The organism is Collinsella aerofaciens, from assembly GCF_040926185.1.
Classification (GTDB): domain Bacteria; phylum Actinomycetota; class Coriobacteriia; order Coriobacteriales; family Coriobacteriaceae; genus Collinsella; species Collinsella aerofaciens_BC.
Genome location: NZ_JBCOIQ010000014.1, coordinates 15,785 through 32,685 on the forward strand (window position 1 = coordinate 15,785; position 16,901 = coordinate 32,685).

Consider the following 16,901-nt stretch of genomic DNA (forward strand, 5'->3'; position numbering starts at 1 on the left):
TGCCCGCGCTGCTTTCTCCGCGCAGGCTGGATAATGTGCTTTAAAGTTGCTGCATTAAGTTAGAAAAACCTAACTTGATCTGCAGAAATATGCGCCGCGAGTCCTTACTGAACCTCGACGACGGCGGCCTCCTCCTTGCGGATGGAAAGCTCGTAGCCGCGCACGTTGATCTCGACCGGATCACCGAGCGGTGCAACCTTCACGACCTTGAACGAAGTGCCCTTGATGAGCCCCAGGTCCATAAGGTGGCGGCGAAGCGCACCCTCACCGTGAAGCTTGACGATGGTGGAGCTCTCGCCCACCTTAACGTCACCCAACGTCTTCATCCTCTTGTCCCCCTTTCGGTTTTTATGAAATGCTGCTGACTAACCGACGGTCATGATGTGCATGGCAACCTTGGAATCGATGCCAAAGCGTGCGCCCAGCACCGTGACGATGATATTGGCACCACTCGAGCTCACCACGTGGATTTCGTTGCCCTCGACAAAGCCGAGGTCCTTGAGGTGGTGTTTCATGTCCTCATTGCCCTTTACACGAGACACGCGCACGGTTTCGCCCGCTTTTACCATCGAAAGCGGCATGGCCGGCATCTGCGGTCCGCAAGACATGAGTTGCTCCTAACGTCAGTTCGTCCTCAACATCGACGCGTAAAAAGTTAACCACGTCTATGTTCGCTATAGTAAACTAGCACGTGGTTAACTTTTTGGAAAGAGTCCCCATTCAGATTTCGAAAAAGTTTCCTATACGAAACAAAAGAAGCACCACAAAGACCATCTCTTTGCGGTGCCTTGTCATACCAATTTATGCAACAAAGGGGACTGTCCCCTTGTCACATTGATGCGCTTAGAGCGAGAGGTTTCTGATCGACGTGACGCAGGAGGCCTCATCCACGCCCGAAACGCGGAACACGACGTCTTCGCCACATTCGCCGCAGAGTGCCATGAGCCCTATAACGTCGCGGCCATCGGTGTAGCGGTCACCAATCGAAACCGACACGTCACTACGGTGCTTGGCAATGATGTCATAGAGCAGCGCAACCGGGCGGGCATGCAATCCCAACGGATCTTTAATCGTCTTTGTAAACTCGACCATGTCCCCTCCCGCGACATCGCACATCGGCCGGCAAAACCCAGCCACGTGGTAGTTATTGTAGCGTTAGATGCTTGTTGAGGGCGGGACGGAAATCGCATCCCATTTCGAGCGTCAATGATGGGACACAGTTTCCGCCAGAAGGCTCAACCGGAAAGTGCGACCCGTTATTTGGCTGGATTCTGGGACGCAGTTTCCGCTGAGCGACCCTGGCGGAAAGTACATCCCATTCTGGACGCAAATTCCGGGACGCAGCTTCCTCGACGTCCGGTCACCCCATGCCCTCACAACCTCGGCGCATAAAAAACGAGGGAAGGCCCGCGTCCTTCCCTCGTTACAGGCAATATGTAGCCGCTTCCCTACATCAGACGCAGGCTGACGTCCTTGAGCTGGGCGCCGCTAACGGCACTCGGGGCGCCCGACATGAGGTCGGAGCCGCTGGCCGTCTTGGGGAACGCCATGACGTCGCGGATAGAGTCGGAGCCGGTGAGCAGCATGCATACGCGGTCCAGGCCCAGGGCGAAGCCGCCCATCGGGGGCGCACCAAACTTGAGGGCCTCCATGAGGAAGCCGAACTGCGACTCGGCGCGCTCCTCGGTAAAGCCCAGGAGCTTGAGCATGGACATCTGCATCTCGGCGTTGTGGATACGCATACCGCCGCCGCCAGCCTCAAAGCCGTCCATGACAAAGTCGTAGGTGCAGGAACCGGCTGCCAGCGGATCGGCCTCGATCTTGGCGATGTCGGTCTCGGTCGGCAGGGTAAAGGGCTGGTGCTCAGCAGCATAGGCCTTGCGATCCTCGTCCCAATGGAACAGCGGGAAGTTGACAACCCACAGGAAGTCGTGGCCCTCGCGCTTGATCTCGAGCGCGTTAGCCATGTGGGAACGCATACCGCCCAGGATCTCGTCAGAGAGCAGGCGCGGACCGGCGGCGAACATCACGAGGTCGCCGGGCTCGACGTCCATGCGCTCGCGCAGAGCCGCCATCTCCTCGTCCGAGAAGAACTTGACGATGGGACTGTTGATGGAGCCGTCCTCGCGGAAGGCGATCCAGGCCAGACCCTTGGCGCCAAACGTGGAGGCCACGCCGGCGAGCTTATCAATCTTGGCACGTGCCCAGGCGCCGGCGCCCTTGGCGTTGATGGCCTTGACGACGGAACCCTCCTCGTTTGCGGCGGTCGCAAAGACCTTGAACTTGGAGTTGGCAAAGATGTCGGTCAGGTCGACCAGGTGCATGCCATAGCGGGTATCGGGCTTGTCGGAGCCATAGGTGTCCATGGCCTCCCAGTAGTTCATGCGACGCAGCGGCGTGGGCATCTCGACGCCCATGCGGCCGAAGGCATCGGCCAAGACCTCTTCGAGCGCGCTCATAACGTCGTTCTGGTCCACGAAGGACATCTCGATATCGACCTGGGTGAACTCGGGCTGACGGTCGGCACGCAGGTCCTCGTCACGGAAGCACTTGGCAACCTGGTAGTAGCGCTCGACGCCACCGACCATGAGCAGCTGCTTCAGAAGCTGCGGGGACTGCGGCAGGGCGTAGAAGTTACCCGGCTGAATACGGCTGGGAACGATGAAGTCGCGGGCGCCCTCAGGCGTGGACTTGAACAGGGAGGGCGTCTCGACCTCCATGAACTCACGGTTGTGCAGCGCCTCGCGAATGGCGAAGGTAAAGTCGGAGCGCAGCTTGAGGTTGGCCATCATCTCGGGACGACGGAGGTCCAGATAGCGATAGCGCAGACGGGCGTCCTCGCTGGTCTCGATGCCGTCCTCGATCTGGAACGGCGGGGTGACGGACGTGTTGAGCACCTCGGCATGGTCGGTCAGGACCTCGATCTCGCCGGTCGCGAGCTTGGTGTTGGTGGTCTCCTCGCCACGAGCGCGCACGACGCCGTGGATCTTGATGGGCCACTCGGGACGCATGGTCTCGGCAATCTTAAAGGCGTCGCCGTCGGAGTGCTCGGGGTCGAAGGTGAGCTGCGTGATGCCCTCGCGGTCGCGAAGGTCGCAGAAGATAAGGCCGCCGTGATCGCGACGACGGCTCACCCAACCGGTGAGGGTGACCTCTTCGCCCACGTTCTCGAAGCGAAGCTCGCCGCAGGTACGGGTGTGCATGGAATGCTCATCGATGGGACGGGTCTGGCTCATACCAGTGATCCTCCTTTATGGATCTGTGCCGCCCCGTGTCGTTCCGGGCGGCGTCGTACAGATTTGCCCAGCCTGCGTAAACCGCGCAGCCAGACATGGCGTTCTATGTTATCGCACCCGCGTCGATGTGCCGCGAAAAAGTAGCTCTTACCCAAAGACTTGACGGAGACGAAACAATTGACGCACCGCGGCACCCGCCCGCGCTATTCACGTGCGACAATATGCCCCAATAAAACAGCACTTGGAAAGGCCCATCATGACTGCACGCCTCATTGTTATGGATATCGACTCCACGCTCATCAACCAGGAGGTCATCGACCTGTTGGGCGAGGAGGCCGGCGTGGGCGAGCAAGTTGCGCAAATCACCGAGCGCGCTATGTGCGGCGAGCTGGACTTTAAGCAGGCGCTCGAGGAGCGCGTGGGGCTGCTTGCCGGCTTGGACGAAAGTGTGTTCGAGCGCACCTTTGAGCGCGTGACGTTTACCCCCGGCGCGCTGGAGCTTGTGCGCTCGGCGCACAGCAAGGGCTGGAAAGTCGGCGTGGTAAGCGGCGGCTTTCACGAGGTCGCCGATAAGATCGTGGCCGCCGCGGGCATCGACTTTTGCCTCGCTAACCACCTGGAGGTCGTGGGCGGCCAGCTCACCGGTAAGCTGGCGGCAGACATCGTGACCAAAGAGTCCAAGCTCATCCAGCTGCTGGACTGGGCGGTTGAGTGCGGTGTCGATATGGCTCATACCGTCGCGATCGGCGACGGGGCAAACGACATCCCCATGATCCAGGCCGCGGGCACCGGCATCGCGTTTTGCGCCAAGCCCAAGACGCGCGAGGCGGCACCGTTTGCCATCGACGAGCGCAACCTGATGCTCGCCATGGACATCATCCTGCGCGACTAGTCAGTTTGCCTCACAACTTCATCAAATCTGACATATTAGATTTCCGAACAATTTTGCCCTAATGTTCGGAAACAACCCTTCGCATGCTAAACTTTTAAGCGTCGAAGGGAACTTATATGGACAAACGTGATCTTGAGCAATTGCTAAGTGACGTGGCAGACGGAAGCGTTGCACCGGTCGATGCCCTCACGCGCATCCAGACGGCACCGACCGCCGATCTGGGCTTTGCACAGCTCGATCTTTCGCGCGGGGTGCGCCAGGGAGCCGGCGAGGTTGTCTACGGCGCCGGTAAAACCGCCGAGCAGATTGCCGCCATTATCGTGGCGCTGCGCGACGCAGGCCAGGAGCACGTCCTGGTCACGCGTCTCGATGCCGACAAGGCAGCGCGCACCGTTGAGCTTCTTGATGACAATATCGACCTGGGTTATGTCCCGGACGCCCAGCTCGCCCTCGTGGGCGGCATGCCCTCCCCCACCGGCAACGGACGCATCGTCGTGGCCTGCGCCGGCACGAGCGACCTGCCCGTCGCCGAAGAGGCCGCACTGACGGCCGAGTTCTACGGCAACGAAGTCGATCGTCTCTACGACGTGGGCGTCGCCGGTCTGCACCGCCTGCTCGCACATGCCGAGGAACTTGCCCAAGCCCAGGTGGTCATCGCCATCGCCGGCATGGAGGGCGCCCTGGCAAGCGTCATCGGCGGCCTGGTGAGCTGCCCGGTCATCGCCGTCCCCACGAGTGTGGGCTATGGCGCGAGCTTTGGCGGCGTGGCCGCGCTGCTCGCCATGCTCAACTCCTGCGCCAGCGGCGTTTCGGTCGTCAATATCGACAACGGCTTTGGCGCCGCCTACCAGGCAAGTCTTATCAATCATCTGAGCGCCGGTACACCCTGCGCCCGCTAAGGAGCATTCCATGTCCAACCATCAGCACACGCTTATCATCGACGGCACCTCGGGCATCAGCGGCGATATGACCGTCGCCGCCCTGCTCGACCTGGGCGCAAACGAGGAGCACCTGCGCGAGCAGCTCGCCACACTGCCGGTCGACGGCTTTACGATTGCCGTCACGCGCGTGAACAAGCACGGCATTGACGCCTGCGACTTCGATGTTCAGCTGGCAGAGGAGCTCGAGAACCACGACCACGATATGGCATGGCTCTATGGCAACGAAGCAGACGCCGAGCACACGCATGAGCATGCTCATCACCACCATCACGACCATGGTGAGCATGAGCATCATCACGAGGACGAGCATGTCCACTGCCACGAGCACACGCATGAGCACGCCCACGACCACAACGGTCACCACCACCATCACCACCGTTCCCTGGCCGACGTCACCGAGATTATCGACGACTCGCAGCTGAGCGATGGCGCCAAGCGTCGTGCGCTCGCCATCTTTACCGCGCTCGCCGCCGCTGAGGCCAAGGCTCACGGCAAAACGCCTGACACCGTCATGTTCCACGAGGTGGGCGCCGTCGACTCCATCGTCGACGTCTGCTCAGTCGCCATCTGCCTCGATAACCTGGGTATTGAGGACATCGTTGTCGAGTCGCTCTCCGAGGGCCACGGAACCATCCGCTGTGCCCACGGTCTCATGCCCATTCCCGTCCCCGCTGTCGTCAACCTATGCCAGGCGGGCAATATCGCCCTCACGCCCGCACCGGTCGCTGGCGAGCTCGTGACGCCCACGGGCGCCGCCATCGTCACCGCGCTGCGCACGTCCGAGCACCTGCCGGCACGCTACCACATCGAGGCCGTCGGCTACGGCGCCGGCAAGCGCCCCTACGAGGGTTGCTCCGGCACGCTCCGTTGTCTACTCGTTGACGTGGATGCATAGCCATGGATGCCCGCAAAGAAAAAAGCCGCGCTGCCATCGTTGCAGCGTTCTCCGAGCTGCTACGCGAAGAGGATTACGGCAAGATTACCGTCGGCGACATCATCGCTCGTGCCCATGTTGGTCGGGCCACGTTCTACGGCCTCTTCAAGAGCAAAGACGACCTACTGTCCGAGCTCGTGAACGACATCTGCACCCACGCCCTCGACGACGATGGTACGCCGCTCGACGACCCACTCGCGCAAGTCGAGCATATCCTCAACAACCTCTGGGAACGCCGTCAGGGCGTTCGAGCCCTCGTAGCCGGAGCCGGCTCGCGCGTCTTCGCCGACTGTCTCCGCAAGACCACCATGTCACGAGCAGCCGAAACCGTCCCTACCGACCCAAACGGCCCCGCCGCCACCATGGACCGAAGCTTCCTACTACACCACATAGCCTCAAGCTTCGTAGGAATGGTCCAATGGTGGGCCTGGCACAACTTTCAAGCAGATAGGGCCGAAGTAGCCAAAGACTACCTCTCAGCCATTAAGCCTCTCTTCAACTAAGTAACTATCCCTTCCCAAAATGGGATCCCCATCCCAAAGTGCGAATCCCATTCCAAAGTTCCGCCCCGGCTCAGGACACCACGCATCCCAAAGTGCCACTCGCACCTCAAAGCGCCTAACAACAAAGTGCCCACCACATCCAAATTCAGATATATGTTGGGTTGCTTGTTCGAACGCAACTGGATTCCCGCAGGGTCCGGCATAGGTTAACTTTCCGCCGCACTCCGCAGGACGCAAGAAGTTCCCGCCGCACGAAGTGCGCAGCGGGAGCTTCTTGCATGTCCGAGGACGCGGCGGAAAGTTAACCTATGCCGGACCCGGGCGTTATATCAATTGTCTTGGACTAGAACATGCCCAAGAAACCGTGCACGAACAGTGCGGCCAGAGCGGCACCGACAAACGGAGCGATGCCAGGAACGAGCAGGCCGTACTTCCAGTTGTTGTCAGCCTTGTTCTTAATCGGCAGCACCTGATAGGCCATGCGAGGACCAAGGTCACGGGCCTGGTTCATGGCGAAGCCAGTGATACCTCCCATGCCCATGCCAACAGCCCAAACGATCAGACCGACGCAGATAGCGAGCATCAGGACGTTCTCGCCAGCACGGTTAGCAGCAGCAAGGATGGCGCTGATGAACACAAAGGTGCAGATAGCCTCGCAGAAGAAATTACGGGCATAGTTCGTACCCTCGGTGGTGGGGTTGGTCGAGAAGATGTTGCGCTGAGCAATGGGATCGATGACACCATCGGAAGCCTTGAACTCATCGGCATACATCAACCATGCGATCACGGCACCCGCAAAGCCGCCGAGCATATCGGCAATCATGAAGGGGATGCAGCTGCTCCACGGCACCAGACCGACGATGCACTGGGCAAGCACCATAGCCGGGTTCATGCACACGGCGCCACCAAAGACAAACAGGCAGACCGAGATGCCAAAAGACCAAGTGGTGATGGCAAACATATGGCCGGAGCCCTGATACTTGGTACCCTTAAGCACGGTATCGCAGTGCACGCCCACGCCAAAGATGATCATGAGGGCCGTTGCGCCGAATTCGCAGAGGAGTTTGGTAAGCATAAAACCTTATCTTTCTTGTCGGTTATAAACGATTCGTTTAGGCCGCGTACTAGTGCTGTGCGACGACAACGCCCAGGCCATCGGGAATGACGGCCACCTTGGCATCGGCACCCTTCATCTCAAAGGCGAGCTTGAGCGCCTCATCGAGGGTGTTGACCGGCGTCATGTGCATATCCTTGATCATCTGGTGATCGCACAGGTCGGTGACCATGATCACAGGGTGATGCGCCAGGATGCGGGCAAAGATCTGGCTCGTCCACTGGTCGGGCAGGGTCTCGTCCTTAGGACGGTCGATGCAGGCACGCTCAAACTCCGCCGGATCGTTGTCGGCGATGTTGTGATAGAAGCCCTCGCCACCGTGACCGTCGGCACAGCCGGCGACGTCGATGATCACGCCGCCCTCGGGAAGCGTAGCCTCGGCAGAGCACATGCCCTTCACGGCCTGATAGATGTTCTGGTCGAGCGGGTAGCCGCCGTTGGTGGTAATGGCAATCTCGCACTCGACGGGCTCAACGCCGGCAAGGCTCTTCACGAACTCGCAGCCAGCCTCGTGCGCCTTGTGGATGTCGCCGGCAAAGGAGCCGATGACCTCGTGCTTGCCGTTGAGCACCACGTTGAGCACAAAGGCAAGGTGAGCCATCTCGGCAGCGGCAAACATGTCCTCGCTCACGTGGTTGTGGCACAGGTTGCCGGCACGCGAATGGGAATCGTTCACAAACTGACCGTTGTGGTTGTACATGATGGTCTTGTAGCTGGCGATACCAGGCAGGACGGACTTGCGGCTGCCAGAAAAACCGGCAAAGAAGTGCGGCTCAATAAAGCCCTCGGCAAGCAGCAGATCGCAATCGGCAGCAATCTTGTTGATGATGCACTCGCCGCCAGAAGGCAGGGTGCCGATCTTTTTCATCATGCTGTCATCGGTCGCGACGTGCATAACGATTTCCTCGTTGGCAACGATCTCCTCGCCGTACTTGTTGACGAGCTCCTCGTGCGTCGACGGACGATGCATACCCGTAGCAACCAGAATACGCACGCGAGCCTCGGGCGCAGCAGAATGGATGTGATGCAGCAGAATAGGCATCGTCACACGCGAGGGAACGGGACGCGTATGATCGGAGCTAATGATGACAATATCCTTCTTGCCAGCACAAAGCTCCTCGAGCGAAGGCGAGCCATAAGGGTTGGCAAGCGACTCCTCCACCAGCTCTTCCTGCGATTTTGTAGTCTTAAACTCGTTTTGATGACCTTCCATCACACCCGCAAAGTTCTTATCCTCGAGCTCCAGATGCAACGTCTTGTGGTCAAACGGCAGTTCACATTCAAACAATGACGAGCGCCCTCTTCCTTTCAACTGACACACTAGATTAACCGTTGGAAGGATACGCCGCTCACCGAAAAACACCACCGTCCACCGACTCATTAACACAACGTTCATATTTGACCCACAACAAAACGGACGCGACCTCAAACGGGACCGCGGCCGTCACAGCTGTAAGGTGCGAAGCGCCCAATGCATCATTCTTCTCCTCAGCTTTAATCCCTGAAGATCGAGGACGAAGGGACCCGACGGGTTTCCCTCTGAATGCATTCCGCAGCACGAAGCCCCCTTATCCGCAGCTCCGAAGGAGCAGGATAAGGGGGCTTCAAGTGCGAGGACGCATTCAGAGGGAAACCCATCGGGTCCCGGTGAGAGCCACAAGGCTATCGATTACCCCGTGTTTTGCAGACCTGCCGAGACGCCGGTCACAGTCGAAAGGATCAGGCTCATGTACTCGGCCTTCTTCTCTTCGGCCATCTCGTCCTGGTTCATACGCACCTCACGAAGGGCGCGGACCTGGGCGATGGACAGGGCGTCGACATAGGGGTTACGCACGCGAACGGCGCAGCCGAGCACGCGACGACGCTGCAGCGGCCACTCGTCACCGACGATGGCAAGGACCCACTTACGCGTGAGCTGCATCTCGGTAAAGACCTTCTCGGACAGATCCTGGCGATCGCCCAGGTGCAGATACATCTTGGCGATGCGCTGATCGGTCTTGGCGATCGACATCTCAATATTGTCGATAAAGGTGCGGAAGAACGGCCACTCCTGGTAGGCAGCCTTGAGCTGGTCAAGATCGCCAAGCTGCTCGCAGGCGGTGCCCAGGCCGTACCAAGCGGCCAGGTTAATGCGCGCCTGGCTCCAGCTGAAGATCCACGGAATGGTACGCAGGTCGTCGAGTGACTTCGCACCCAGACCGCGCTTGGCCGGACGCGAGCCGATCGGCAGCAGACCGACCTCAGTCAGCGGCGTCACGGTCGAGAACCACGGTGTAAAGTCCTCGGTGTTCAGCAGGTCCAGATAGCGCTCGTGGCTTGCGGTGTTGAGCTTCTCGGCCATATCCCAGAACTTCTGCGTGGTCTCGGTGTTGGTCTTCTCGACACTCGGGGCCGACTGCAAAAGCGTTGCGGCAGCAACGGACTCAACATGGCGCTGAGCCAGCGTGCGGTTGCCGTAACGAGCAAAGATAACCTCGCCCTGCTCGGTGAGCTTAAAGAAGCAGTTGACCGAGCCCTTGGGCTGCGCCAGCACGGCCTTGTTGGCCGGGCCGCCGCCACGGCCCACGGCACCGCCGCGACCGTGCATGAGCACCAGGTCGATATCGTTCTTCTCGGCCCACTTGGCGATGCGCTCCTGCGCGGAGTGCAGCGCGAGCATGGCCGTGGTAGGACCGGCGTCCTTGGAGGAATCGGAGTAGCCCAGCATAACCTCCATGCGGCGGTTGGTCTGGGCAAGGCGCTTCTGCACCACGGGCAGCGTGAGCATCTGGTCGAGCACGTCGACGCAGCCCTCGAGGTCCTCGAGCTGCTCGAACAGCGGGATTACGTCGAGCTCGGGAACATCCTCCTCGTGTGCAAAGGACAGGTGAGCAAGCTCAAAGACGTCGGCCACATGCTGGGCGCTCTTGGTAAACGAGATGATGTAGCGGTGCGCCATCTTCTTGCCGTAGCGTTTTTGGATGGAGCCAATAGCGCGGAAGGTGTCGATGACCTCGCGCGTCATGGGCTGCAGATCGCCATGGATACCATTCTCGTGGATATCCTTGAGGGCGCGGGCATGCACCACGGAGTGCTGACGGAACTCCATCTCGACCATATGGAAGCCGAAGGACTCGACCTGCCAGATGATGGTCTGCACCGGACCGTAGGCGGCACGGACGGCACCGCAGGCAGCCAGCGAACGCTGGACGACGCGCAAGTCCTCCAGGAACTCATCGGCGCTGTGGTACATGGTGTCGGTGATGCGGCGCACGGTGGCGTTCAGGCGGTCGGCCATGACGAGCATGACGGCGCGATGCGGCTCGTGCTCGGAGATCAGCTCGGCGCGGGCCGTGTACCGAGGGCTCATCTCGACCTGATGGTTCCACAGGTTAATGAGCTCGGCAGAAGGCTTGCTGTAGGTGGCCTCGAGCGTAAGGTTGTGGCCGATGCGGCGGCACTTGTCCTCGAGCTTGAGCACCATGTGAGTGAAGTACTTGGCGGCGACTTCGCGGCTCACCTTGGCGGTGACGTTGGGGTTGCCGTCGCGGTCGGAGCCGATCCAGCTGCCGGGATGAAAGAACGCCGGGCACAGCGGCGGCACGGTACCGGCCTTGTCGCCCAGCACCCAGTCGTCAAAACGACGGTAGATGACGGGGATAACGTCGAACAGCGTGTTATCGAAGATGTCGATGATGGTATCGGCTTCCTCGACCGGCGTGGGCTTCTTGAGCGCGATGGGGCTCGTACGCACCAGGGCGTCGATCTCCTGCAGCATATGGCGCTCGTTCTCCACCAGGTCGGAGCCGCCCAAACGCGGACGCTCCTCCAGCAGGTTGGAGATACGGCGAATCTTGCCCTCGACGGCCTTACGACGGGCCTCGGTGGGATGTGCGGTAAAGACAGGGTGGAACTCGAGCTTGCCGAGCAGCTCATTGGCACCCTCGACGCCCATCTCGTTTACCAACTGGTGATAGGCGACGGTGAGTTCGTTGGCGGGATCGACCTCGGTATCGGTCGATGCGCCGGCCTCGCGCTCGCGCAGCTGCGCCACACGGTAGTTCTCCTCCGACAGGTTTGCCAAGTGGAAGAAGCTCGTAAAGGCGCGAACGATGACCTGCTGCTTATCAAGCGGCAGGCTGTCAATCAAATCGACGGCTTCGCGAAACGCCACGGCGGTGGGCTCGTCGGCAGTGGGCACGCCCTGTTCGTCAACGGACTCGTCGGCAGCGCGGCTACCGGGGTTGCCAGCATTGACCACAATCTCGGCTGTCAAAATCTTGTCGAACAGGTCCGCGATCTCGGGATCATACTCGCTAAGCACACGACGTTCCAGGCGCAGGAACAGCGCCAGATTATCGCGCAGCTCCTCGGGGATCTCGATCTCGGCGAGACGCTCCCTGGACTCGGCATTCGAGCCGATTCGGTTAACGAGGCGGTTGACCACGGCAGCGACGCGCGCCGCGGCTTCGGGTACAGACTGGTTGCTTAGGTTCTCAGCCACGTTTCCTCCCATTCCTCCTTCTATGCACGTAACATGCGGTATTCATTATAGGCGCTTGAGAAATACTTTCGACACTGATTGCGCTTTATCACACAAAAGTATTTTCTGCATTGCAAGGGTTTTTGCCCCAAATGGTCGTATTTCTCGGTGGGCGGCATATGCAAACGAGGGCATTCCGCATAAAAGCGAAACACCCCCGTAACAATTACTCTCCATGAGCAGGGCACGTTAGCAGGCCCGCAGCTCAAAAAGATGCGCTACAGACGCTCGCGAACCGCCTCGACGACGTTGGCCAGATCGGCAAGAACCTCTTCGTGGCTCTCCATGTCGCGCACCTTGACCTTGCCGGCGGCAAGCTCGTCGCCGCCCAGGACCAGGATGAGCTTGGCGCCTACCTTATCGGCCTGCTTAAACTGGGCCTTGAGCGAACGGCCCTGATAGTCGGCCTCGGTCACAATCCCTGCGGCGCGAAGCTGCTGCGTAATGGCAAAGACGTTCTGACGCAGCTCCTTGCCGGCATTGGCGACGTAGACGCACGGGACCTCCTCGGCACCCAGGTCGCTGCCAAAGGCCTGCAGGGCCAGCAGGGCGCGCTCAAAACCGACGGCGAAGCCGACGCCTGCCGTGGGCTTGCCGCCCTCGAGCTCGACGAGGCCATCGTAGCGACCGCCACCACCGATGGAGCCGACACCGGCGCCGGGAGCCTCGACCTCAAAGACAGTACGGGTGTAGTAGTCCAGGCCGCGCACTAAGGTGGGATCCTCGACATACTCGATACCCGCCGCATCCAAATAGCGCTTGACCTGCTCGTAGTGCTCGCGGCACTCGTCGCACAGGTTGTCGCCCATCAGCGGGGCGTCGGCCATGATCTCACGGCAATGGTCGTTCTTGCAGTCGAAGGCGCGCAGCGGGTTGAGCTCGGCGCGCTCGCGGCACTCATCGCACATCTCGTCGGCGTGATCGAGGATAAACTGCTTGACCTGCTCGCGGTAAGCCGGACGGCACTGAGCGTCGCCCATCGAGTTAATGAGCAGACGAAGCTTGGAAAGATCGAAGCCCAGGCGCTTGTAAAACTCCATGAGCATGATGATGCACTCGGCGTCTGCCGCCGGATCGGGAGCGCCGAGCCACTCGATGCCCACCTGGTGGAACTGGCGCAGGCGGCCCTTCTGGGGACGCTCGCCGCGGAACATGGCCTCGGCGTAGTACGCCTTAAACGGCGTGGAGCCCTGGGGCACCAGATTGTTCTCGACGACAGCGCGCACCACGCCGGCCGTGCCCTCGGGGCGAAGCGCCAGGCGCTGCTTGGGCTTGAGTTTGGTGTCGGTGCCCTCGGTAAAGACGCGCTCCAGGTTGGCACCGCTGAACACGCGGAACATTTCCTTGCGCACGACGTCGGTCGACTGGCCGATACCGTGGACAAACACGTCCACCTGCTCGATCGCGGGCGTCTCGATGGGTTTAAAACCAAACGGCTCGAACACGCCGGCCGCAATCTGCTGCATCTTTTGCCAGGCGCGCATCTCGGCGCCGATAAGGTCGCGGGTTCCCTCCGCCTTCTGTGCCTGCATGGGCAAACACCTTTCTTTTGTATCGCGTCATAGGTAACGGTCATTATACGGCACAAATACAAACAGCGGCGGCGCGTCTGACCGAACGAGGGTATGGGGACTCGTTCGGCCAGACGCGCCGCCGCTGTTTGTGATCCCTTTTCCTCCGTCCCCTTCGGATCACGTGATCCCTTGGGGACGGAGGAATAGGGATCATTTCGTAGGCCCGTGGCCGCCTTGGAAACCGAATGATGGTACGAGCATCCATTCGGCTTCCAAGGCGGCCACGGACAGAACGGGACGAACAGAAAAGAGCGACGGACGCCTACTCCCCCGCCACGCTCGCGCGCAGCTTGGCGGCGATGGGCTCGGATACCAGCAGGAACACGAGCATGACCACGGAGCACACCAGGCACACGATCCAGGTGCTCGCAAAGGAGCCCGTGGCATCGAACAGCACGCCCGAGACGATGGCGCCCACGGTGCCCAAGATTGCCTTGAAAGACAAGGGCATAGGCCTTATGGCCATGCCCGCAGGCTTGAAAGGCAAGGTTGGGTGCTACCGGTGGTCGGCGATATAGCCCAAAGCGACGGCGGTATAAGCCGCAGCACCGAGCGGCAGCTCGGCATCGTTAAAACGTGCCTTGGGATGGTGCTGGGCAAAATGCTCGTCCGTGTCGGTTACGGCCGCGCCCACGGTAAAGTACGCACTCGGAATCTCGCTCGAGATAAGCGCGAAGTCCTCACTCGCCATGGCATGGAAAAGCGGCAAGAAAGCCGCCTTGGGCAGCACTGCGCCCACGTAGCCAAGCGACGCCTGAGTCATATCGCCGTCGAGTACAAGCGGCGGAACATCCGAAAGCGTCTCGATGGTCGCCGGCGTACGATATGTTGTGGCAACGCCGTTAACGACCTCCGCGATGCGGGTCTTGAGGTGCTCCATGAGCTCGACGTCGAAGCCGCGCAGCGTGCCTTCGAGCACGCAGGTATCCGGGATGACGTTGGCCGCTTGGCCACCGGCAAACTTACCCACGGTCAGTGCGACCTCCTTGGCGGCCGGCACCTCGCGAGCGATGAGCTCCTGAAGCGCCAGGTGCACATGGACGCCGGTCGTGATGGGGTCGATGCAGATCTCGGGGCTCGAGCCGTGGCCGCCCTTGCCCTGCAGCGTGATGCGGAAACCATACACGCCCGAAAGCGCCGGGCTCCCATAGAGCACCAGGCCGAGCGGCGATTGGCTGTTAACGTGCATGGCAAAGGCCGCCTGAGGGCGCGGGTTCTGCAGCAGACCGTCGGCGATGGCGGCGCGGGCACCCTCAAAGGTTTCCTCGCCCGGCTGGAACAGCAACTTAACCGTAGCGTTGGCATCAACAAGCTCTGCCTCGCGCGCTTTGAGCATACGAGCCGCACCAAGCAGCGCCGTCGCGTGCATATCGTGACCGCAAGCGTGCATGCAGCCGTTGGTGGATGCAAAGGGCTCGCCGGATTCCTCGGCAACGGGCAGGGCGTCCATGTCGCCACGAAGCATGATGACCGTACCGGCCTGCTCATTCGTGCAGATGCCATTGCCTTGGGCCGCGGCGGCACCGGCGCCGACAAGGCCCACAACGCAGGAACCATCGACGAGCGTAGCAAATGGGATGTCCATCTCGGTCAGGCGCGCTTGGATATACGTAGAGGTCTGCGGGAGGCTATTACCCAGCTCGGGCATCTGATGTAAATCGTGTCGCCACGCAGCGAGCTCATCTGCAAAAGCCTGAGCTTCTGCAACAAGACCGTCACCGATAGCGGTCTGCGCCGCCGCGGTGGCCTTGGGCGCTGATTGCGGTTGAAGATCGGACAGTGCTGGTGCCATAGATGCCCTCCAGTAACGTTTTTGAAGCAAGCACTTTGATAGCGTAAAGTGCAAGGTACTACTTTAAGGGCGACGCATAAAAAATGCCGCCCCGGGAGGCGGCGCAACAAATTGTTTACAATTGCGGACGCGGCTTTCGACGCAAAAAATCGAAATGCGTCTCGCTCAAGATAATCGAAAGAAAGATGAGCGCGAAGCCGGCGAGCAGGCGCGAGGTGAGCGCCTCCCCCATCAGCAGCACCGAGAACAGCACACCCGAAGGCGACTCCATCGAAAGGAGCAGCGAGCCCGTTGAGGCCGGGACATGCGCCAGGCCGACGTTTTGGATGAGCAGAGCCACACACGTACAGCCCACCGATAGAAACGCCATCACACCGATAAAGCTCGGCGTCCACACGGACGCGGGCGCTTGGGTCTCGAATAGCAGCGACGTTCCCAAGCTCAAGACGCCATTGCCCACAAACATCCAAAATGTGATGACGTTGATGTCCATCTTGCGACCGTATTTGGCCGTCACCGCCATCTGGATGGCAAAGAAGACCGCACCGCCCAGTGTGATGACATCGCCGACATTGAACTCGACGCTATCGAGCGCCACCAGACCAATGCCCGCCAGGCACAGCAACGCGGCGCCCAAGTTGTAACGGGTAAGCTTTTCGCCGCTTAGGACGTAGCTCGCAAACGGCACGAGGATGCAATAGGTACCCGTCAAAAATGCACTCTTGCCCGCCGTGGTCTGTGCCAGGCCAATCGTCTGCAAACCGTACGCGCCCCACATAAGTGCGCCCATACCAAGTCCGACGATAAGGTTGCGGGCATTAAAGTGCGCGATGATGCGTTTGTGGAAGATGGCAAACATAACCAGCGAAGCCGGAAGAAAACGAATATAGAGCAGTTCGAACACCGGAATGGTGTCGAGCGCATCTTTCATGGTGGTAAAGGAATAGCCCCAGATGACCGCCACCGATAGCAGCAAGACCTTCCAGAAGAACGGGGAACGCGCGCCGGCGCCGCGGGAGGTGCCGCCGGCGCCCAGGTCCTCCCGTGCGACAGGGCTATCGGGCATGTTTTCGATTTCGTTGGCAGCGTATTGGGCCATGGAACATCCTCACACTCAATCTTGGCGTGGTGTCCGCACGCGTATGGCTGCGTGCCGCCTCATGGTCAAATAAAAACAGGGCGCACCGGACCCCCGGCACGCCCCGCTACTGTAGCAACAACCGGCGTTGCATCGCAATCCAGCCCACTAAAGCGTTTTGTTCCGCCGTTCTACCGAACGGCGGACCGGCCGTCGCTGCGCGAGCCGCATTCACGCCAATCTGACGTTCAATTTCAAGGGCGCGACCAGAAGGTCAGCGCCCTTTCATTTCACGTCACCTTGGCGCAAATGCGG

The 16,901-nt window shown here is 60.3% G+C and carries 15 protein-coding genes; 4 read left to right on the forward strand and 11 right to left on the reverse strand.

Annotated features, from left to right (window positions below; all coding sequences use genetic code 11):
* Positions 1 to 104: 104 nt before the first annotated feature.
* The 4 genes from AB5750_RS06815 to aspS all read right to left on the reverse strand — a co-directional run bounded on the left by AB5750_RS06815 (position 105) and on the right by aspS (position 3,236).
* Entirely contained in the window at positions 105 to 326 is a 222-nt protein-coding gene (locus tag AB5750_RS06815) for a FeoA family protein (protein ID WP_006234774.1), read from the reverse strand.
* A 39-nt stretch (positions 327 to 365) separates the two neighbouring features.
* On the reverse strand, positions 366 to 608 hold the full coding sequence (locus tag AB5750_RS06820; protein ID WP_022094360.1) for a FeoA family protein: 243 nt from the start codon (positions 606 to 608) through the stop codon (positions 366 to 368).
* A 235-nt stretch (positions 609 to 843) separates the two neighbouring features.
* Positions 844 to 1,092 (reverse strand): HPr family phosphocarrier protein, encoded by a 249-nt coding sequence (locus tag AB5750_RS06825; RefSeq protein WP_040358817.1) that lies wholly within the window; start codon positions 1,090 to 1,092, stop codon positions 844 to 846.
* 356 nt (positions 1,093 to 1,448) lie between these two features.
* The gene (gene aspS / locus AB5750_RS06830) at positions 1,449 to 3,236 is read right to left on the reverse strand and encodes an aspartate--tRNA ligase (RefSeq protein WP_368145779.1); all 1,788 of its coding nucleotides are present in this window, start codon (positions 3,234 to 3,236) and stop codon (positions 1,449 to 1,451) included.
* Positions 3,237 to 3,447: 211 nt separating this feature from the next.
* Here aspS and serB point away from each other — a divergent pair, with 211 nt between their 5' ends.
* The 4 genes from serB (at position 3,448) to AB5750_RS06850 (ending at position 6,506) form a co-directional block, all read left to right on the forward strand.
* Positions 3,448 to 4,128: a phosphoserine phosphatase SerB gene (gene serB, locus AB5750_RS06835; RefSeq protein ID WP_368145778.1), complete on the forward strand. Its 681-nt coding sequence runs from the start codon at positions 3,448 to 3,450 to the stop codon at positions 4,126 to 4,128.
* A gap of 116 nt (positions 4,129 to 4,244) precedes the next feature.
* Positions 4,245 to 5,027: a nickel pincer cofactor biosynthesis protein LarB gene (gene larB, locus AB5750_RS06840; protein WP_368145777.1), complete on the forward strand. Its 783-nt coding sequence runs from the start codon at positions 4,245 to 4,247 to the stop codon at positions 5,025 to 5,027.
* Positions 5,028 to 5,037: 10 nt separating this feature from the next.
* Positions 5,038 to 5,964 (forward strand): nickel pincer cofactor biosynthesis protein LarC, encoded by a 927-nt coding sequence (larC, locus tag AB5750_RS06845; RefSeq protein WP_368145776.1) that lies wholly within the window; start codon positions 5,038 to 5,040, stop codon positions 5,962 to 5,964.
* Positions 5,965 to 5,966: 2 nt separating this feature from the next.
* Positions 5,967 to 6,506, forward strand: coding sequence for a TetR/AcrR family transcriptional regulator (locus AB5750_RS06850; protein WP_368145775.1), 540 nt, complete (start codon positions 5,967 to 5,969; stop codon positions 6,504 to 6,506).
* 343 nt (positions 6,507 to 6,849) lie between these two features.
* Here AB5750_RS06850 and larD read toward each other — a convergent pair whose 3' ends face one another.
* The 7 genes from larD to AB5750_RS06885 form a co-directional block, all read right to left on the reverse strand.
* Positions 6,850 to 7,581 (reverse strand): D/L-lactic acid transporter LarD, encoded by a 732-nt coding sequence (gene larD / locus AB5750_RS06855; RefSeq protein WP_006234784.1) that lies wholly within the window; start codon positions 7,579 to 7,581, stop codon positions 6,850 to 6,852.
* 49 nt (positions 7,582 to 7,630) lie between these two features.
* On the reverse strand, positions 7,631 to 8,908 hold the full coding sequence (gene larA / locus AB5750_RS06860) for a nickel-dependent lactate racemase (RefSeq protein ID WP_022093875.1): 1,278 nt from the start codon (positions 8,906 to 8,908) through the stop codon (positions 7,631 to 7,633).
* Positions 8,909 to 9,289: 381 nt separating this feature from the next.
* Positions 9,290 to 12,103 carry a phosphoenolpyruvate carboxylase gene (locus AB5750_RS06865; RefSeq protein ID WP_438266019.1) on the reverse strand — a complete coding sequence of 938 codons (2,814 nt, stop codon included), beginning with the start codon at positions 12,101 to 12,103 and terminating at the stop codon, positions 9,290 to 9,292.
* A 257-nt stretch (positions 12,104 to 12,360) separates the two neighbouring features.
* A complete protein-coding gene (gene hisS, locus AB5750_RS06870) occupies positions 12,361 to 13,674 on the reverse strand; it encodes a histidine--tRNA ligase (RefSeq protein ID WP_368145774.1) in 1,314 nt (437 codons plus the stop codon).
* A gap of 304 nt (positions 13,675 to 13,978) precedes the next feature.
* Positions 13,979 to 14,161 carry a hypothetical protein gene (locus AB5750_RS06875; RefSeq protein ID WP_368145773.1) on the reverse strand — a complete coding sequence of 61 codons (183 nt, stop codon included), beginning with the start codon at positions 14,159 to 14,161 and terminating at the stop codon, positions 13,979 to 13,981.
* 51 nt (positions 14,162 to 14,212) lie between these two features.
* Positions 14,213 to 15,508: a M20 family metallopeptidase gene (locus AB5750_RS06880; RefSeq protein WP_368145772.1), complete on the reverse strand. Its 1,296-nt coding sequence runs from the start codon at positions 15,506 to 15,508 to the stop codon at positions 14,213 to 14,215.
* A gap of 115 nt (positions 15,509 to 15,623) precedes the next feature.
* On the reverse strand, positions 15,624 to 16,607 hold the full coding sequence (locus AB5750_RS06885; RefSeq protein WP_368145771.1) for a DMT family transporter: 984 nt from the start codon (positions 16,605 to 16,607) through the stop codon (positions 15,624 to 15,626).
* Positions 16,608 to 16,901: the final 294 nt, after the last annotated feature.

What these genes read in the sequence shown, in the direction of transcription:
- AB5750_RS06815 (WP_006234774.1), bottom strand. Translation starts at nt 326, where the DNA reads ATGAAGACGTTGGGTGACGTTAAGGTGGGCGAGAGCTCCACCATCGTC.
- AB5750_RS06820 (WP_022094360.1), bottom strand. Translation starts at nt 608, where the DNA reads ATGTCTTGCGGACCGCAGATGCCGGCCATGCCGCTTTCGATGGTAAAA.
- AB5750_RS06825 (WP_040358817.1), bottom strand. Translation starts at nt 1,092, where the DNA reads ATGGTCGAGTTTACAAAGACGATTAAAGATCCGTTGGGATTGCATGCC.
- aspS (WP_368145779.1), bottom strand. Translation starts at nt 3,236, where the DNA reads ATGAGCCAGACCCGTCCCATCGATGAGCATTCCATGCACACCCGTACC.
- larB (WP_368145777.1), top strand. Translation starts at nt 4,245, where the DNA reads ATGGACAAACGTGATCTTGAGCAATTGCTAAGTGACGTGGCAGACGGA.
- larC (WP_368145776.1), top strand. Translation starts at nt 5,038, where the DNA reads ATGTCCAACCATCAGCACACGCTTATCATCGACGGCACCTCGGGCATC.
- AB5750_RS06850 (WP_368145775.1), top strand. Translation starts at nt 5,967, where the DNA reads ATGGATGCCCGCAAAGAAAAAAGCCGCGCTGCCATCGTTGCAGCGTTC.
- larD (WP_006234784.1), bottom strand. Translation starts at nt 7,581, where the DNA reads ATGCTTACCAAACTCCTCTGCGAATTCGGCGCAACGGCCCTCATGATC.
- hisS (WP_368145774.1), bottom strand. Translation starts at nt 13,674, where the DNA reads ATGCAGGCACAGAAGGCGGAGGGAACCCGCGACCTTATCGGCGCCGAG.
- AB5750_RS06880 (WP_368145772.1), bottom strand. Translation starts at nt 15,508, where the DNA reads ATGGCACCAGCACTGTCCGATCTTCAACCGCAATCAGCGCCCAAGGCC.
- AB5750_RS06885 (WP_368145771.1), bottom strand. Translation starts at nt 16,607, where the DNA reads ATGGCCCAATACGCTGCCAACGAAATCGAAAACATGCCCGATAGCCCT.